Here is a 16,898-nt window from a genome sequence, read left to right as displayed (position 1 = left end):
GACCATGCCCTCGCGTGGTGTGTAACCCGGCGCCGGCGGCACGGCAGCCCCCGCGCCACCCGGCAAGCGCCATCCCACCACGGGGCGCGACGACGCGCAATAGCCGTTGCTCGATGTGTCAGTAGCGCTGCGCGAGGTGCTCGCGGCCGGCCGGCGGCTCGTAGGGCTCCGGCCAGAACTCGGTCACCTCGCGGACGAGGCCTGCCTCGTCGAGGTCGAAGAAGGTGGTGGCCGTGAGCTGCGCGCCCTCGTGGGCGCAGCTGACGAGGCTGGCGGCGTGCCGGCCCGCGCCGATCACCCGGGTCACCGTGAGGTGCCACCCGTCGGGGTATTCCCGGTTGAACCGCACGAGAGCGGCGCGGCCGATGATCCGCTCCCGGGTCTGCGGCAGGTGGTAGACGGCGTCGTCGGCGAGCAGCCCACCGAAGGTCTCCCAGTCCCGCGCCTCGCAGGACTGCCAGTAGGCCAATACGGTGGCTTCAGCGCTCGTCATGGCCGGCACTGTGCCAGCCTGGTGCGACAAGATCGTTCGGGCGCGCGTGGACGGAGGAGCCCCATGGGATACGCGGTGGTGCTCGGCGAGGCGCTGGTCGACCTGCTCGACACCGAGCGCGACGGCGAGCCGGTCTACCGGCAGGCCGTCGGCGGCGGCCCGCTGAACGTCGCCGTGGCCGTCGCCCGGCTCGGCGGCGCGGTGCAGTTCGTCGGTTCGCTCGGGGACGACGTCCTGGCCGGGCGGATCCGCGACTTCCTGACCGGGGCGGGCGTCGGCCAGGCCGGCGCGGTGACCGTCGCCGCCCCCACCGCGCTGGCGGTGGCCACCTTCGCCGGCCCCGAGCCCGACTTCCGGTTCTACGGCGAGCCGCCCTCCTACGGCCTGCTCGGCCCCGACGACCTCGACGCCGACCTGGTCGCGCGCGCCGGGGTCGTCTACTGCGGGTCGATCGTGCTGCTGCGTCCGCCGACGCTGGCCGCCGCGCGGCGGGCCTGGGGGCTCGCCGGCGGGCTGCGCGTCTTCGACCCCAACGTGCGCCCCCGGCTGCTCGACGGGCCGGCCGCGCTGGCCGGGCTGCGCGAGGTGGTGGCCGAGTTCGCCGCCGCCGCCCACCTGGTCAAACTGAGCGCCGCCGACGCGGAACTGCTCTACCCGGGCGAACCCGAGGAGGGCGTGGCGACCTACCTGCGGGAACTCGGCGCGGGCACCGTCGTGGTCACCCTCGGCGCCGCCGGCGCGGTGCTCGCCACCGCCGGCGCCGACCCGGTACGCGTACCCGCGCCGAAGGTCGTCGCGGTCGACGCCACCGGCGCCGGTGACTCGGTGATGGGCGCGCTCATCGCGGACCTGCTGGCCGACGGCGCACCCGCCGAACCGGCGGGCTGGCCGGCGCGGGTGGCGTTCGCGCTGCGCGTGGCCGGACTGGTCTGCGAGTCGCCCGGCGGCGCGACCGCCATGCCCACCCGCGCCGACGTGCTCGCCCGCTTCACCGAGACCGGCTGAGCGCGCCGGCACGCGCCGGGTCGGCTCAGTCGGCGCCGGGCACGGGATCGATCAGCGGGTTGAGGTGCCCGGTCGGGCTGATCGGCGCGGCCAGCATGCCGGCGATGGCGTCGGCGAGGAAGCTGCCCACCGCGAGCCAGCGCGGCCCCTGCCCGTCGCGCTCGAGGCGCGCCTCCACCTCGGCGGCGGCGGTCGTGACGATGCGGGTGATCAGGACCGACCGGCCGGCCACCACGTCGGGGTCCAGGTGGGCGAGCCGGGCGCGCAGGGACAGACTCAGGCGTACGCCGTCGCGGGAGGCCATGGCGGCTTGCATCACGAGGGTGCGCAGGGCCGGATCGTGCAGGGCCTGGCCCAGGAACCGGGCCCGCCAGCTCGGTCGGGGCAGCGTGTCCAGCACCTTCATGGTGGGCATGACCAGGTTCCGCACGTCGCCCAGCACCGAGTCGCTGTCCTCGTGCGTCTGAGGTGCCCAACTCTCGACGGCCGTCGAGTGGCGTTCGATCAGGGCGTGCAGCAGGCCCTCCCGGCCGCCGAAGTAGTAGCGCACCGCCGAGTGGTTGGTGTTGCCCGCGGCCTCGGCCACCCGGCGGTCGGAGACCTGGGCGATGCCGGACTCGGCGAAGAGCCGTTCCGCGGCGTCCAGCAGCGCGGTGCGCGCCGCCTCCGATCGGGCCATCGCTGGCACCCCCTTCCTGCTCGTAGCGATGAAGCTAGCCGCTGCGCCGGTGGCGTCGGCCACCCGCCCCTTTGTAAGTCGACTGACTTACGCTAGCTTGTAAGTCGATTGACTTACTAGCCTCGGGAGTGCACACCTATGGAGCCCGCGATCGACACGTCCGGCGCCGTCGCGCCCGGAAGCGATGCGCCGGGGGCGGACCGCAAGGAACGGATCGTTCGCACGACCTTCCTGTTCGTCATCCCGTTCCTCATGATCACGATGATGTTCGCGACCTACATGGCGACCATGCACAGCCCGCACCCGCGGGACATGCCGGTAGCCGTGATCGGCGGCGGCGCCCAGGCGCAGACGATCGTCGACCAGCTCAACGCCGCGCCCGGCGCCACCACCGAAGCCCGCCTGGTCGCCTCCCGCGACGACGCCGTCGACCTGCTGAGGGACCAGCAGGTCACCGCCGCGCTGCAGCTTCCCGCCAGCGACGGAAACACCGCGACCATCCTCACCGCGGCGGCTGCCGGCGCGTCCCAGGCCAGCACCGCCCAGCAACTGCTGGCCCCGGTGGCCGTCGGTGCGAACTGGACGACAACCGTCGAGAACGTCGCGCCGCTGCCCGACGGGGACATGGCGGGCATCGGGGTCATGTTCGCCGCCATGGGCATGATGCTCGCCGGGTACGTGCCGCTGAGCGTGCTGTTGATGGCCACCCCGCACCTGCTGCGGGTACGTCGCTTCCTGCCCCTGCTGGCCGGCTGGTCGGCGGTGACCAGCACGGTCATCTGGCTGATCCTCGGGCCGATCGTCGGCGCGGTCGACGGCCACTACCTGACGTTCCTCGGCGTGGGCATGCTCGCCACCGGTGCGGTCGGGCTCGCCCAACTGCTCTTCACCAAGCTGCTCGGGCCACTCGCGGTCCTGCTCGGCATGCTGCTCTACGTCGTGTTCGGCATGCCGTCGTCGAACCTCGCCCTGTCCGTGCACACCATGCCCGACTTCTTCCAGTTCCTGCACGGCGTGCTGCCGCTGCCGGCGGCGGGAGAGGCGCTGCGCTCGGCGCTCTACTTCGACGGCCGGGGCCTGCTGCCGCACCTGATCACCCTGGGCGTCTGGATCGTCGTCGCGCTCGCGCTGAGCCTGCTCAAGGAACGCGGCGCCGGCGGGCAGACCCTTCCCGGTGCCGCCCCGGTCACCGACCCGGACGTCGAGCTGCCGGCCCTCGCCGGCGGTCCGCCGCGCTCGAAGCGGTTCCGGTACGCCACCGTAGCCGCCTTCCCGCTGGCGATCCTGGTGCTCGTCGTCGGCCTGATGAGCTTTTCGATGCACAAGCCGCAGCCGCACGACATCCCGGTGGTGGTCGTCGGCGCCACGACCGGTCAGGCCGAACAGGCCGCGGCCGGACTGCGATCGCAGCTCGGCGGGATCCTCGACGTCGGCGTCGCCGCCTCGGTCTCCGCGGCCACCGACCGGATCCTCGAACAGGATCTCGTCGCCGCCTTCGTCCTGCCCAGCACGCCGGGCGGCGAGGCCGAGCTGTACTCCTCGTCGGCGGCCGGCTCCAGCCAGCAGATGGCGGTACGGGGCGTCTTCCAGCAGGTCGCCGCAGCCCAGCAGACCCCGCTCACGTTGACCGACGTGCAACCGCTCAACGACACCGACACCGCGGGCAGCAACAGCCTGTACGTCGGCATGTCCTGGATCATGTCCGGTTTCCTGCTGATGGCCGTGCTCCGCGGCGGCGCCCCGCACCTGCGCCGGCTGCGCCAGTTCCTGCCGTTCCTGGGTGGCTGGGCGGTCGGCATGGCGGTGTGGCTGTGGTTCCTGTTCGATGTGCTCATCGGCGCGGTCAACGGCAACGCCTGGGAGATGATCGGCTTCGGCGCCGTCACCATCTTCGCGGTCTCCCTGGTCACCGGCGCCTTCACCCGCACCTTCGGTCTCGCCGCGATCATCCCGGTGATGGCGGTGATGATGATGGCCGGCGTGCCGGCCTCGGGCGGTGGCCTGTCCATCTACATGGTCCCGGAGTTCTTCCGGACCCTGCAGGACGTCCTTCCGCTGCCCGCGGCGGTGGACACCGCCCGATCGCTCACCTACTTCGACGGCTCCGGCGTCGGCCGCAACCTGCTGACCATCGCGATCTGGGCCGCCGCCGGCCTGCTGCTCAACCTCGGGGTCGACCGGTTGCTCAAGCGCCGCGAGTCCCGTGGCGACCCGACCGACCCGGGCGCCCCGCTCGGTGCCGACGCGACGCCGCCCCGCGCCGGCGAGCTGCTACCGGCAGCCGCGCACTGAACGCCGCCGGGGCCCGTCACCCGACGGGCCCCGGCCCCGCCCCCGTGGAGCCGGCGGCCGTCCCGCCCCGGAGCGCGATCGGGTGCTCCCGCCGCCCGGGCCGGTGCCGTCAGACGGTGCCGTCGAGTTCGGCGTAGCCACGGCGGGCGGCGGGCAGGGCGGCGCGGGCGCCGAAGGGCGCCTCGGCGGCGACGCGTTCGGCGGGAGCGCCGCCGGCGTGCCCGGCGCGGATGAGCCGGGCCAGCTCGACGAGCTGGGCGTGCTGGGCGCGGACGAACCCGGCGTCCACCGGATCGCCGTGCCCCGGCACGACCACGGTGGCCCCGGTGGTCATCCGCAGCAGCTCGGCCACCGTGTCGGGCCACTGCAACGGGTACGAATCCTCGAAGGCCGGCGGGTCGCCCTGCTCCACCAGGTCCCCGGCCACCAACACGTCGACGTCCGGCACGTGCACCACCAGGTCGCCGGCGGTGTGCCCGCGACCGGGATGGCGCAGCACCACCCGCCGGCCGCCCACGTCGAGCACCGTCGCGCCGCGCACGGTGTGCGTGGGGGCCAGCGGCACGGTCCGGGCGACCTCCTCGGCCAGCGCCGGATGCGGGCCGCGCAGCTCCGCGTACGCCTCCCGGCGCAGCCGCTCCGGCGCACGCATCGCCTCGGCGGCGACGTGGTGGGCGTACACCGGGCGGGGCGGATCGGCGGCGAGGGTGGCGTTGCCGAAACAGTGATCGAAGTGGTGGTGGGTGTTCACCACCGTCCACCCGGCGGTGGTGACCGCCCGCGCGGCGTCGGCCAGCGCGGCGGCCTGACCGGCGGTGGAGAGCGTGTCGACCAGCAGGGCCGCCCCGTCGCCGACGACGAGGGTGACGTTGACCTTCAGCAGCGGCTCGCGCAGCACGTGCACCCCGTCGGCGACCCGCACGAAGCGGACTGTCACGACGGCCGTGCGGCGCGTTGCACGAAGCGCCGCCGGTCGACCAGCACCCGCTCCACCCGGCCCTCGGCGACGGTGTCGTCGCCGTCGCTGACCCGCACCTCGAAGTGCAGCCGCCGGCCGTCGACGGCGCTCAGCCGCGCCTGCGCCACCACCGTGCGCCCCACCCCGGTGGCGGCCAGGTGGTCCAGCTCGACCCGGGTGCCGACGCTGGTCGACCCCTCGGGCAGCCGGGGGGCGACGGCCGCCACCGTGGCCGCCTCGGCGAGGGCGAGCACCCGGGGCGTGCCCAGGACAGGCACGTCCCCGGAGCCCAGCGCCTCGGCGGTGTCGCCGGCGGTGACGGTCAGCTCCACCCGGGCGGTCAGACCCGGCGTCAGCGCGGTCTCCGGCTGCTCCTGCATGATCAGAGCCTAGACGAGACGGCCCCGCACGGCGGGCCGCCGGCGGCGGGTGCGGCGTGGGTCGATGCCGCCCGCGCCGCTAACCTTGACCGCGATGTCTGTCACGACCGACCCTGAGCCCCCCGCCCGGACCGAGCCGCCCGCCTCGCCCGACGGCGGGCGCCGCCGTGTGATCGCCATGACGGTGTGGGGGGTCGCCTTCGTCGTCGGCTGGTTCGGCATCGGCCTGCCCACCGACCCGGCGTACGCGTTCCTGTGGATCTGGGCGGGCACGATCGCCTGGAACAGCAGCCGGCCGTGGCGCAGCCATCTGCGCTTCGCACGGGACTGGGTGCCGGTGGTGCTGCTGCTCGCCGTCTACAACCTGTCCCGGGGCTTCGCCGACAACGGCGCCACCCCGCACGCGTACGAGCTGATCGTCGCCGACCGGGTGATGTTCGGCTGGGCCACGGGCGGCCAGGTGCCCACGACCTGGCTCCAGGAACACCTCTACCGGCCGGAGGTGCAGTGGTGGGACGTCGCGGTGAGCTGGGTCTACTTCTCGCACTTCGTGGTGGCGCTCGCCGCCGCGGCGGTGCTCTGGCTGCGGGACCGGGGGCGGTGGGCGGCCTTCATGCGACGCTGGGGCTTCCTGTGCGCCAGCGGGCTGGTCACCTACTTCCTCTACCCGGCGGCCCCGCCCTGGTGGGCGGCGCAGAACGGGCTGCTGGAGGAGGTGGCCCGGATCTCCACGCGCGGGTGGAAGGCGTTCGGCATGCACGGCGCCGGCAACCTGCTCAACGCCGGGCAGATCGCCTCCAACCCGGTCGCCGCGATGCCGTCGCTGCACACCGCGTTCGCGCTCTTCGTGGTGCTGTTCTTCCTGCGGCAGACCCGCCGCCGCTGGTGGCCGCTGCTGCTGGCGTACCCGCTGGCGATGACGTTCACCCTGGTCTACTCGGGTGAGCACTACGTCATCGACGTGCTGGTCGGCTGGGCGTACGTCGGGTTGGCCTTCCTCGTGGTCGGCCTGGCGGAACGCTGGTGGTCGGCGCGGAAGGCCCGCCGGGCCGCGGTGGCGCCCCAGCCCGCCGTGACCGACCCACCGGCCACCGCCGACCCCCTGGCCGCCGCCGACCCGCCGGTGACGACGGCCCGCTGAGCGAGCGCGCGCCGGGTCAGCCGGAGCGCCGGGCGGCGTGCTCCCGGGGTCAGCCCGTGCGGCGTGCGGCGTGCGCGCGCGCCGTCAGCTCCGCCGCGAGGGCCCACGCCTCGGCGAGGTCCCGGTCCCGGGCGGCCGCGCCGGCGCCGCCGGCGGTGTCGGCGTGCACCGTCGCCAGCCGCAGCCGCCGTTGCAGCGGCCCCTGCACGACGCGCACGCTCTGGATCCGGGCGTACGGCACCAGCGCCAACTGCCGGGTGAGCAGGCCGGACCGCACGGCGAAGACCCGGGTGTGCAGCCCGGCGCCCAGCACGCCCCGGCTCAGCGGGTTGACCCAGCGGGCGCGCGTCGGCGGCGGGCTCAACGGCAGCGCGGCCAGCGTCACCCCCGGCAGCACCTCGGCCACGATCGCCTCGCCGGTGGCCGCGTCGCCGACGGGCAGCAGCCGGTCGGGTCGGCTGCCCTGGTCGGTCTCGCCAGCGGAGTAGCCCGCCACCTCCAGCCGCAGCCGCAGCCAGCCCTTGACCCGCCACAGCAGCGGCCAGGTCACGCCGACGGTCTGCACCCGGTCCAGCGGCACGGTCTGCGCGCGGGTCTCCAGCAGCCCGTTGCGGACCCGCAGGGTGCCCTCGTCCCGGGCCAGCCGGAAGTTCCAGTCGTCGAGCACCCGTCGTACCGGTTGCAGCAGCACGCCCGCCATGGCGGTCAGGGTGCTCGCCAGCGCGATGAACGACCAGGAGTCCTCGGAGAGAAACTGCACCACCAGAAAGGCGACGCCGAAGGGGATCATGAAGGCCTGCGGGGTGAGCAACTGGCTGACCAGCAGGTCCTTGTTCCTGACGGTGTGCAATGGCCGGCCCGGCGGCGCCGACGGCGGGCTCGCCGCGGTGACGGGGCCGCCCACCGGCGGCGGACCCGCCTCGGCCGTCACCCGACCGGCGAGGGCGAGCAACCGTTGGCGCAGCGCGGTCGCCTCGGCGACGCTCAGGTATGCCAGCGGGGCCTCCGTCTTGCCCCCGCCCACCACCTCCAACCGCAGCTCGGCCAGGCCGGTGAGCTGGGCCAGCAGCGGGCGGACCACCTCGACGGCCTGGAGCCGTTCCAGCGGGATGGCCCGGGTGCGCCGCCAGATCAGCCCCTCGTGCACCCGCAGTTCGCGGCCGACCACCTGGTAGCCGGTGAAGTACCAGCTCACCACGGCCAGCACGGTGGTGCCCAGGGCCAGCACCGCCGCCATCACGGCGAACCAGCCGAAGCCGACCCGGGACAGCGTCGACCAGGACAGCCCGGCGATCACGACGACCAGGGACTTCGCGCCGTGCAGGGCGGGGCTGAGCGGATGCAGCCGCTGCCGCGCCTCGGCGTCCTGCGGGCCGGTCCCCGCCGGTGGCGGGTGGAGGCCGCCGGGCGTCGGGTCAGGTGGCGGGTGGAGGCCGCCGGGTGTCGGGCCGGGCGGCTGGTGTGGGCCGCCGTGCGTCGGGCCGGGCGGCCAGTGGGGGTGCGCCGGCGGGACCACCGGCTCCGCGGGGGCCGGCCCGGGATGGTCCGTGCCCCGGGCGGCGGCCGGGTCGCTCACAGGCCCTCCGCCCGGTCCTCGCCCAGCGTCGTGAGCCGGTCACGCAGCCGGGACGCCTCCGCCGGGCGCAGCCCCGGCACCCGCGCGTCGCTCGCCGCCGCGGCCGTGTGCAGCTGCACGGTGGCCAGCTTGAACGCGCGCTCCAGCGGCCCCGCGCTGACGTCCACGAACTGCATCCGCGAGTACGGCACGATGGAGAGCCGCCGCACCAGCAGCCCGTGCCGGACCAGCAGGTCGTCCTCCCGTTCCGCGTAGCCCCAGGCCCGTACGGCCCGCCCGATCGCCACGCCCCGCAGGACGCCCAGCAGCAGCAGCACGGCGAGGGCCGCGCCGAGGAACCCGCTGCCGCTGAGCGCCCAGCCGACGCCGAGGCCGAGGCCGAGCACGAGCAGCACCATCGCCAGGCGGATCAGTTCCACCCAGATCAGGTCGGACGAGATCGACTGCCAGCGGACGGTGTCCGGCCATGGCCGCAGGGGATCCGCCGGCGGCAGGGGCGGCGCCGGGGGCGGGCCGGCGGACCCGTCACCGCTCACCGGGAAAATCCGTTGGACGCGTTCACCCTTCGAGCGTAGGCGATCCGGACGCCGGCACGACCTCCCGGAGGAAGCCGCGGGCGTCGAGGAAGTCTCCGAGGGACACGCGGTGTTCGGCGCACGCAAGCCAGGTCTTACGCCGCTCGGCGTCGTGCAACCGGGGATTGTTCCACCTCAGCGCCCAGTGGGCGGGGGCGCGGCAGCCGCGCGACGAGCAGATCAACGGCGCGTCGGCGGGGAGGGCGGTGCTCATCCTGGCCAGTGTAGGGGCGGCGGCACCGGGACTTTGAGCGCCGGGCGGCCACGGGGGGAGCCGCCCGGCGACGGGGTGAATCGTACACACGCCCAACCCGTCCCTGTCCACCCGTGACCGGCGTTTTCTCGTCCCGCGACGGCGTGGCGGCCCCGCGATACGGCCCTCGGTGACGGTACGGCGAGAATCGGGTTCTCCCCACCTCGGCACTCAGCCGGGCATGCGAGTCTTGATACGCACCAGCCGCGCGACAACCGATCATGCTGTGGAGGACCGGTGGCCCAGCCGACCACGCCCGACGCCCCGACGCCGAACGGGGCGGGCCCGGAGACACCCCGGCCGGTGACGACACCGGCGGAGGACGCGACCCTGCTGGAGCGGGCGCTGTTCGAGACCAAACGGGTGATCGTCGGACAGGACCGGATGGTGGAGCGGATGTTCGTCGCGCTGCTCGCCCGGGGCCACTGCCTGCTGGAGGGCGTGCCCGGGGTGGCGAAGACCCTCGCGGTGGAGACGGTCGCGACAGTCGTCGGCGGCTCCTTCGCCCGGGTGCAGTTCACCCCTGACCTGGTGCCGGCCGACATCATGGGCACCCGGATCTACCGGCAGTCCAGCGAGAAGTTCGACGTCGAGCTGGGGCCGGTGTTCGTCAACTTCCTGCTCGCCGACGAGATCAACCGGGCGCCGGCCAAGGTGCAGTCGGCGCTGCTCGAGGTGATGAGCGAGCGGCAGGTCTCCATCGGTGGCGAGAGCCACCGGGTGCCCGAGCCGTTCCTGGTGATGGCGACGCAGAACCCGATCGAGCAGGAGGGCGTCTATCCGCTGCCCGAGGCGCAGCGGGACCGCTTCCTCATGAAGATCGTCGTCGGTTACCCGACCGACGCCGAGGAGCGGGAGATCGTCTACCGGATGGGCGCCAACCCGCCGCGGCCGACGCCGGTCTTCACCACCGGCGACCTGATCGCCCTGCAACGCAAGGCCGACCAGGTCTTCGTGCACAACGCCCTGGTCGACTACGCGGTCCGGCTGGTGCTGGCCACCCGGGCCCCGGCGGAGCACGGGATGCCCGACGTCGCCCAGCTCATCCAGTACGGCGCCAGCCCGCGCGCCTCGCTGGGCCTGGTCCGGGCCACCCGGGCGCTGGCGCTGCTGCGCGGGCGCGACTACGCCCTGCCGCAGGACGTGCAGGACATCGCGCCGGACATCCTGCGCCACCGGCTGGTGCTCAGCTACGACGCGCTCGCCGACGACGTGCCCGCGGACCACGTGGTGCAGCGGGTGATGTCCACCATCCCGCTGCCCTCGGTCGCGCCCCGGCAGCAGGCCACCGCCGCGTCCACCGCGCCGCCGGGCCCCGGTTGGTCCGGGCAGCGCCCGTGACCCCACCCGTCCGTCGGCCCGCCGACGTCCCCTCCGACCGCACCGAAGCCGTCCTGTCGCGGCTGCAACTGATGGTCACCCGCAAGCTCGACGGCCTGCTCCAGGGCGACTACGCGGGCCTGTTGCCCGGGCCGGGCAGCGAGGCCGGGGAGTCCCGGGAATACCGCCCCGGCGACGACGTGCGCCGGATGGACTGGCCCGTCACCGCCCGCACGACGACGCCGCACGTGCGGCGCACGGTGGCCGACCGGGAGCTGGAGACGTGGCTGGCGGTGGACCTCTCGGCGAGCCTGGACTTCGGCACCGGCCGGTGGCTCAAGCGTGACGTGGTGGTGGCCGCGGCGGCGGCGCTGGCCCACCTGACCGTCCGGGGCGGCAACCGGATCGGCGCGGTGATCGGCAGCGGCGGCGGCGCGAGCGCGCCCCCGCGCCGGTGGCGCACCGCGCCGCCGCCCCCCGCCCCGGACGTCTACACCCGGCTGCCCGCCCGCTCCGGGCGCAAGGAGGCGCAGGTGCTGCTGCGGGCGATCGCCGGCACCGAGATCCGCCCCGGGCGCAGCGACCTGGGCGCGCTGGTCGACATGCTCAACCGGCCGCCCCGGCGCCGCGGTGTGGCGGTGGTCATCTCCGACTTCCTCGCCCCGACGGCCGGCTGGGCCCGGCCGCTGCGTAAGCTGCGCGTCCGGCACGACGTGCTCGCGATCGAGGTCGTCGATCCCCGGGAGCTGGAACTGCCCGACGTCGGGGTGCTGCCGGTCGTCGACCCCGAGACCGGCGAGCTGCACGAGGTGCAGACCGCCGACCCGGGGCTGCGCCACCGCTACGCCGAGGCGGCAGCCGCCCAGCGGGCGGAGATCTCCGCGGCGCTGCGCGGCGCGGGCGCGGCCCACCTGCGACTGCGTACGGACCGAGACTGGCTGCTCGACATGGTGCGTTTCGTGGCCGCGCAGCGGCACGCCCGCACCAGGGGGACGACACGATGATCCGCTTTCTGCAACCGTGGTGGCTGCTGGCCGTGCTGCCGGTGCTCGCCCTCGCCGCGTTCTATGTCTGGCGGCAGCGCAACCGCCGGGCGTACGCGCTGCGGTTCACCAACGTGGACCTGCTGCGCACCGTGGCGCCGAAGGGGCTGGGTTGGCGCCGGCACGTGCCGGCCACGGCGTTCCTGCTCTGCCTGCTGGTGCTGGCGACCGCGCTGGCCCGGCCGTCGATCGACACCCGGGAGCCGCTGGAGCGGGCCACGGTGATGCTCGCCATCGACGTGTCGCTGTCCATGCAGGCCGACGACGTGGCGCCGAACCGGTTGGAGGCGGCGCAGGAGGCGGCCAAGCAGTTCGTCGGCGAGCTGCCGGAGAGCTACAACCTGGGGCTGGTGTCGTTCGCCAAGTCGGCGAACGTGCTGGTGCCGCCGGGCAAGGACCGCGACGCGGTGACCAGCGCCATCGACGGGCTGGTGCTGGCCGAGGCGACGGCGACGGGGGAGGCGGTCCTGACCTGCCTGGAGGCCATCCGGACGGTGCCGGCCGACGGGGCGGCGGGGATCCCGCCGGCGCGCATCGTGCTGCTCTCCGACGGGTTCCGCACCTCAGGGCGGTCGGTGGAGGAGGCGGCCACCGCCGCGCAGGCGGCGAACGTGCCGGTCTCCACCATCGCCTTCGGCACCGACTCGGGGCAGGTGGACATCGGTGGCCAGCAGCAACGGGTGCCGGTGGACCGGCTGGCCCTGGCCGACCTGGCCGAGGCCACCGACGGCTACTTCTACGAGGCGGCCTCGGTGACCGAGTTGAAGCAGGTCTACCAGGACATGGGCAGCTCCATCGGGTTCCGCACGGAACCCCGGGAGGTCACCCAGTGGTACGCGGGCGTCGCCCTGCTGTTGGCGCTCTGCGCCGGCACCGTCAGCCTGCTGTGGTCCTCGCGGATGCTCTGACGGCGGGGAGGCGACCGGCGGCGGCCGTGGCCGCCGCCGGCGGCGATCGGTGGGCGGGCCCGGTGTTCGGTGCGGCACGGCGGGCGTCAGCGCGCGGCACGGCGGGCGGGCGTCAGTGCGCGGCGCCGCCGGCGAGGACGAAGACGACGGCCACCCAGACGGCGGCGAGGGTGAAGCCCAGCGGGGCGACGTAGCGGCTCATGGACGGCTCCGGGTGGCGACTGGACGGTCCGCGCGTGCGGGGGCGGACCGCAGAGGGGTGGATCAGAACGCGCACACGAAGTCGTGACCGGGCGGCTCCCGCCGCGGCGCGGTCATCCGGCGTGGGGCCGGTGAGCGGGCGGGGGCGGTAAGCGGAGACGGGTCAGCTCACCTGCTGAGTCGTGGCTCAGCGGGGCTGACGTTCGGCCCGGCCACGACTGGGAGGATCGCTATCTCGCACAGCGATCACCTCCTGCGGTCGGCGGGGCCCGGAACGCGGGCCACGCGGCCCGCAAACGCGGATGATGCTACACCGCGATGATCGGCGGGCGGCAGCGGGCGTGCGGGCCGACGGGCGACTGGCACAGCGCGATGTGGACGGCTCCGGCGGATGCTGTCGTTCCTGGCAACCCGGGCGCTCGGCGGGCCGCCAGGGTGCGAGCCGCAGGTCGTACCAGGGGGCGGCCCGGGCGGCGTTAGCGCTTACCTGCCGGTAACGCCTAGGCTCCGACCGACCGGGAGATCACTGAACTACAGGGGGAACCGTGGCCCGTACCGTCCTGGTGACCGGCGGCAACCGGGGGATCGGCCTGGCCATCGCGCAGGCCTTCGCGAAGCAGGGCGACCGGGTGGCGGTGACCCACCGCAGCGGCGAGCCCCCGGAGGGGTTGTTCGGGGTCCGCTGCGACGTGACCGACTCCGCGTCGGTCGACGCGGCGTTCACCGCGATCGAGGCCGAGCTGGGCCCGGTGGAGGTGCTCGTCGCCAACGCCGGGATCACCGACGACACGCTGCTGCTGCGGATGGCCGAGGAGCAGTTCACCCGCGTCCTGGACACCAACCTGACCGGCGCGTTCCGCTGCGCCAAGCGCGCCTCCGGCAAGATGCTGCGCGCGAAGTGGGGCCGGATGATCTTCATCTCCTCGGTGGTGGGCCTCTACGGCGGCCCCGGCCAGGTCAACTACGCGGCGAGCAAGGCCGGCCTGGTGGGCGTGGCCCGCTCGATCACCCGCGAGCTGGGCAGCCGCAACATCACGGCCAACGTGGTCGCACCCGGCTACGTGGAGACCGACATGACCGCCGGCCTGCCCGAGGACCGCCGGGTCGAATACCGCAAGGCCATCCCCGCCAACCGGTTCGCCCAGCCCGACGAGATCGCGGGCGTCGTCACCTGGCTGGCCGGCGACGCCGCCGCCTACGTCTCCGGCGCCGTCATCCCGGTCGACGGCGGCCTCGGCATGGGGCACTGACGACCCGTCCAGGCACTGACGACCGGTCATTGAGAACTACGGAGGAAACCTGCATGTCCGGACTGCTCGCCGGTAAGCGGCTGCTGGTCACCGGCGTCATCACCGACGCCTCGATCGCCTTCTCGGTGGCGAAGCTCGCCCAGGAGAACGGGGCACAGGTCGTGCTCACCGGCTACGGCCGGCTCTCCCTGGTGGAGCGGATCGCCCGGCGGCTGCCCGAACCCGCCCCGGTCATCGAACTGGACGTGACCGACGCCGATCACCTCGCCGGGCTCGCCGACCGGGTCCGCGAGCACGTCGACGGCCTGGACGGGGTGGTGCACTCGATCGGCTTCGCCCCGCAGAGCTGCCTCGGCGGCGGCTTCCTCGACACCCCCTGGGAGGACGTGGCGACCGCCCTGCACGTCTCCACCTACTCCTACAAGTCGCTCGCCATGGCGGCGCTGCCGCTGATGTCGGCCGGCGGCGCGGTCGTCGGCCTGACCTTCGACGCCACGAAGGCCTGGCCGGTCTATGACTGGATGGGCGTGGCCAAGGCCGGGCTGGAGTCCGCCTCCCGCTACCTGGCGCTGCACCTGGGCAAGCAGGGCATCCGCAGCAACCTGGTGGCCGCCGGGCCGCTGCGTACCATCGCCGCCAAGTCGATCCCCGGCTTCGACCAGTTCGAGCAGGCCTGGACCGATCGCGCGCCGCTGGGCTGGAACCTCACCGACCAGGAGCCGGCCGCCCGGGCCTGCCTGGCGCTGCTGTCCGACTGGTTCCCGGCCACCACGGGGGAGATCGTGCACGTCGACGGCGGCTACCACGCCATCGGCGCCTGAGGTGTGCGCGAGGGCCCCTGCCGCCGGCAGGGGCCCTCGCTTTCACCCGCAACCAGGGGGCCGCGCCCGGCGGGCACGGCGACGGGGAAGAATGGGGCCATGGCGTACGACGCGGTGGTCCTGGTGTCCTTCGGCGGGCCGGAGCGGCCCGAGGACGTGATGCCCTTCCTGCAGAACGTGACCCGGGGTCGGGGCGTGCCGCCGGAGCGGCTGGCGGAGGTCGTCGAGCACTACCAGCACTTCGGTGGCGTCTCCCCGATCAACCAGCAGTGCCGGGAGCTGCTCGCGGCGATCCGGGAGGACTTCGCCGCCAACGGCGTGGACCTGCCGGTCTACTGGGGCAACCGGAACTGGGACCCGATGCTCGCGGACACCGTGGCGCGGATGCGCGACGACGGGGTCACCCACGCCCTGGCGTTCGTGACCAGCGCGTACGGCGGCTACTCCTCCTGCCGGCAATACCAGGAGGACATCGCCGCCGCCCGCGCGGCGGTCGGCCCGGGTGCCCCGCTGGTCGACAAGCTCCGCCAGTTCTGGGACCACCCGGGCTTCGTCGAGCCGCACGCCGACGCGGTGCGGGCGGCGCTCGGCCGGCTCGACCCGGCCAGGCGCGACAGCACCCGGCTGGTGTTCACCGCGCACTCGGTGCCGAACTCGATGGCCGCCAGCGCCGGCCCGCACGGCGGCCGGTACGAGGCGCAACTCGCCGAGGTCGCCCGGCTGGTGCACGCGGCGGCGGCCCCGGACCTGCCGTGGGACCTGGTCTGGCAGAGCCGCTCCGGCCCGCCGCAGGTGCCGTGGCTGGAGCCGGACGTCAACGACCACCTGCGCACGCTGGCCGAGGCCGGCACCACCGGCGTGGTGGTCAGCCCGATCGGGTTCGTCTCCGATCACCTCGAGGTGGTGTGGGACCTGGACACCGAGGCGCACCAGACGGCCCGGCAGCTCGACCTGGACTTCGTCCGGGCCGCCACCCCCGGCACCGACCCGCGTTTCGTCACGATGGTCCGTGAGCTGGTCCGGGAGCGCACCGACCCGGACGGGGTCGGTCTGCGCCGCCGCCTCGGCGAGTTGCCGATGTGGGACAGCTGCCCCACGGTGTGCTGCGTCCCGGCCCGCCGCCCGACCGCCGCGAACCCGCCCTCCTGACCGCCGCGAATCCGCCCCCCTGACCGCCGCACCGGCCCGCCGGTGAGCCCGACACCCCTGGAACGAGTGACGATGCAGGACCGCAGGCCCGTGGAGAGTTGGCTGACCGACATGGACGGCGTGCTGGTGCACGAGGGCGAGCCCGTGCCCGGCGCGCCGGAGTTCGTCTCCCGGCTGCGCGCCTCCGGCAAGCCGTTCCTGGTGCTCACCAACAACTCGATCTACACCCCCCGCGACCTGCGGGCGCGGCTGAACCGGATGGGCCTCGACGTGCCGGAGCAGGCGATCTGGTCGTCCGCGCTGGCCACCGCCCAGTTCCTGGCCGACCAGCGGCCGGGCGGCACCGCGTACGTGATCGGGGAGGCCGGGCTGACCACCGCGTTGCACGCGGTCGGTTACGTGCTGACCGACTTCGCCCCCGACTACGTGGTGCTGGGGGAGACCCGCACCTACAGCTTCGAGGCGATCACCAAGGCGGTCCGGCTGATCAACGACGGGGCCCGGTTCATCTGCACGAACCCCGACGTGACCGGCCCGTCGATGGAGGGGGCGCTACCGGCTGCCGGGTCGGTCGCCGCGATGATCTCCAAGGCGACGGGCGTCGAGCCGTACTTCGTCGGCAAGCCGAACCCGATGATGATGCGCTCCGCGCTGAACACCATCAACGCGCACTCCGAGACGACCGCGATGATCGGCGACCGGATGGACACCGACATCCTGTGTGGGCTGGAGGCCGGTCTGGAGACGATCCTGGTGCTGACCGGGATCAGCAGCCGCGTCGAGGCGGAACGCTACCCGTACCGCCCGTCGCGGATCGTCAACTCGATCGCCGACCTGGTCGACGAGATCTGACC

The 16,898-nt window shown here is 74.1% G+C and carries 17 protein-coding genes; 10 read left to right on the top strand and 7 right to left on the bottom strand.

Going from position 1 to position 16,898, the window contains the following annotated elements; all coding sequences use genetic code 11:
- Positions 1–118 precede the first annotated feature (118 nt).
- Positions 119–493 carry a nuclear transport factor 2 family protein gene (locus tag ACQ452_RS19015; RefSeq protein ID WP_433386443.1) on the bottom strand — a complete coding sequence of 125 codons (375 nt, stop codon included), beginning with the start codon at positions 491–493 and terminating at the stop codon, positions 119–121.
- A 63-nt stretch (positions 494–556) separates the two neighbouring features.
- Here ACQ452_RS19015 and ACQ452_RS19010 point away from each other — a divergent pair, with 63 nt between their 5' ends.
- The gene (locus ACQ452_RS19010; protein WP_433386441.1) at positions 557–1,498 is read left to right on the top strand and encodes a carbohydrate kinase family protein; all 942 of its coding nucleotides are present in this window, start codon (positions 557–559) and stop codon (positions 1,496–1,498) included.
- Positions 1,499–1,523: 25 nt separating this feature from the next.
- On the opposite strand, the gene ACQ452_RS19005 is transcribed toward ACQ452_RS19010, so the two are convergent.
- A complete protein-coding gene (locus tag ACQ452_RS19005; RefSeq protein WP_433386439.1) occupies positions 1,524–2,177 on the bottom strand; it encodes a TetR/AcrR family transcriptional regulator in 654 nt (217 codons plus the stop codon).
- A 138-nt stretch (positions 2,178–2,315) separates the two neighbouring features.
- Here ACQ452_RS19005 and ACQ452_RS19000 point away from each other — a divergent pair, with 138 nt between their 5' ends.
- Positions 2,316–4,469 carry an ABC transporter permease gene (locus tag ACQ452_RS19000; protein ID WP_433386437.1) on the top strand — a complete coding sequence of 718 codons (2,154 nt, stop codon included), beginning with the start codon at positions 2,316–2,318 and terminating at the stop codon, positions 4,467–4,469.
- Positions 4,470–4,578: 109 nt separating this feature from the next.
- Here the strand turns inward: ACQ452_RS19000 and ACQ452_RS18995 are convergent, their stop codons facing one another.
- Positions 4,579–5,406, bottom strand: a complete 828-nt coding sequence (locus ACQ452_RS18995) for an MBL fold metallo-hydrolase (RefSeq protein ID WP_433386435.1) — start codon at positions 5,404–5,406, stop codon at positions 4,579–4,581.
- A complete protein-coding gene (locus ACQ452_RS18990; protein WP_433386433.1) occupies positions 5,403–5,807 on the bottom strand; it encodes a thioesterase family protein in 405 nt (134 codons plus the stop codon). The genes ACQ452_RS18995 and ACQ452_RS18990 overlap by 4 nt, the downstream gene beginning before the upstream one ends.
- A gap of 94 nt (positions 5,808–5,901) precedes the next feature.
- Between ACQ452_RS18990 and ACQ452_RS18985 the strand changes: the two genes are divergently transcribed.
- Positions 5,902–6,948: a phosphatase PAP2 family protein gene (locus ACQ452_RS18985; RefSeq protein ID WP_433386431.1), complete on the top strand. Its 1,047-nt coding sequence runs from the start codon at positions 5,902–5,904 to the stop codon at positions 6,946–6,948.
- 49 nt (positions 6,949–6,997) lie between these two features.
- Here the strand turns inward: ACQ452_RS18985 and ACQ452_RS18980 are convergent, their stop codons facing one another.
- From ACQ452_RS18980 to ACQ452_RS18970, 3 genes are read right to left on the bottom strand one after another with little or no spacing between them, the layout of a single operon-like run.
- Positions 6,998–8,524, bottom strand: a complete 1,527-nt coding sequence (locus ACQ452_RS18980) for a PH domain-containing protein (RefSeq protein WP_433386429.1) — start codon at positions 8,522–8,524, stop codon at positions 6,998–7,000.
- The gene (locus ACQ452_RS18975) at positions 8,521–9,060 is read right to left on the bottom strand and encodes a PH domain-containing protein (protein WP_433386427.1); all 540 of its coding nucleotides are present in this window, start codon (positions 9,058–9,060) and stop codon (positions 8,521–8,523) included. The genes ACQ452_RS18980 and ACQ452_RS18975 overlap by 4 nt, the downstream gene beginning before the upstream one ends.
- A gap of 22 nt (positions 9,061–9,082) precedes the next feature.
- Entirely contained in the window at positions 9,083–9,313 is a 231-nt protein-coding gene (locus ACQ452_RS18970; RefSeq protein WP_433386425.1) for a hypothetical protein, read from the bottom strand.
- Between the two features lie 276 nt (positions 9,314–9,589).
- Between ACQ452_RS18970 and ACQ452_RS18965 the strand changes: the two genes are divergently transcribed.
- From ACQ452_RS18965 to ACQ452_RS18935, 7 genes are all read left to right on the top strand, one after another.
- Complete coding sequence (locus ACQ452_RS18965; RefSeq protein ID WP_433386423.1) at positions 9,590–10,693, top strand: AAA family ATPase; 1,104 nt, start codon at positions 9,590–9,592, stop codon at positions 10,691–10,693.
- The gene (locus tag ACQ452_RS18960) at positions 10,672–11,676 is read left to right on the top strand and encodes a DUF58 domain-containing protein (protein ID WP_433386421.1); all 1,005 of its coding nucleotides are present in this window, start codon (positions 10,672–10,674) and stop codon (positions 11,674–11,676) included. Before ACQ452_RS18965 ends, ACQ452_RS18960 begins: the two co-directional genes overlap by 22 nt.
- On the top strand, positions 11,673–12,623 hold the full coding sequence (locus ACQ452_RS18955; RefSeq protein WP_433386419.1) for a VWA domain-containing protein: 951 nt from the start codon (positions 11,673–11,675) through the stop codon (positions 12,621–12,623). Before ACQ452_RS18960 ends, ACQ452_RS18955 begins: the two co-directional genes overlap by 4 nt.
- A gap of 746 nt (positions 12,624–13,369) precedes the next feature.
- Entirely contained in the window at positions 13,370–14,074 is a 705-nt protein-coding gene (gene fabG / locus ACQ452_RS18950) for a 3-oxoacyl-ACP reductase FabG (protein ID WP_433386417.1), read from the top strand.
- Positions 14,075–14,127: 53 nt separating this feature from the next.
- Complete coding sequence (fabI, locus tag ACQ452_RS18945; RefSeq protein WP_433386415.1) at positions 14,128–14,895, top strand: enoyl-ACP reductase FabI; 768 nt, start codon at positions 14,128–14,130, stop codon at positions 14,893–14,895.
- Between the two features lie 99 nt (positions 14,896–14,994).
- Positions 14,995–16,044 carry a ferrochelatase gene (locus ACQ452_RS18940; protein ID WP_433386413.1) on the top strand — a complete coding sequence of 350 codons (1,050 nt, stop codon included), beginning with the start codon at positions 14,995–14,997 and terminating at the stop codon, positions 16,042–16,044.
- A 72-nt stretch (positions 16,045–16,116) separates the two neighbouring features.
- Positions 16,117–16,896 carry an HAD-IIA family hydrolase gene (locus ACQ452_RS18935; RefSeq protein ID WP_433386411.1) on the top strand — a complete coding sequence of 260 codons (780 nt, stop codon included), beginning with the start codon at positions 16,117–16,119 and terminating at the stop codon, positions 16,894–16,896.
- The last annotated feature ends 2 nt before the right edge of the window (positions 16,897–16,898 follow it).

It is taken from the genome of Micromonospora sp. KLBMP9576 (assembly GCF_050941805.1).
Taxonomy (GTDB): Bacteria; Actinomycetota; Actinomycetes; order Mycobacteriales; family Micromonosporaceae; genus Micromonospora.
The sequence above is the reverse complement of the archived record's forward strand: the minus strand, read 5'-3'. Positions and strand labels throughout refer to the sequence as shown.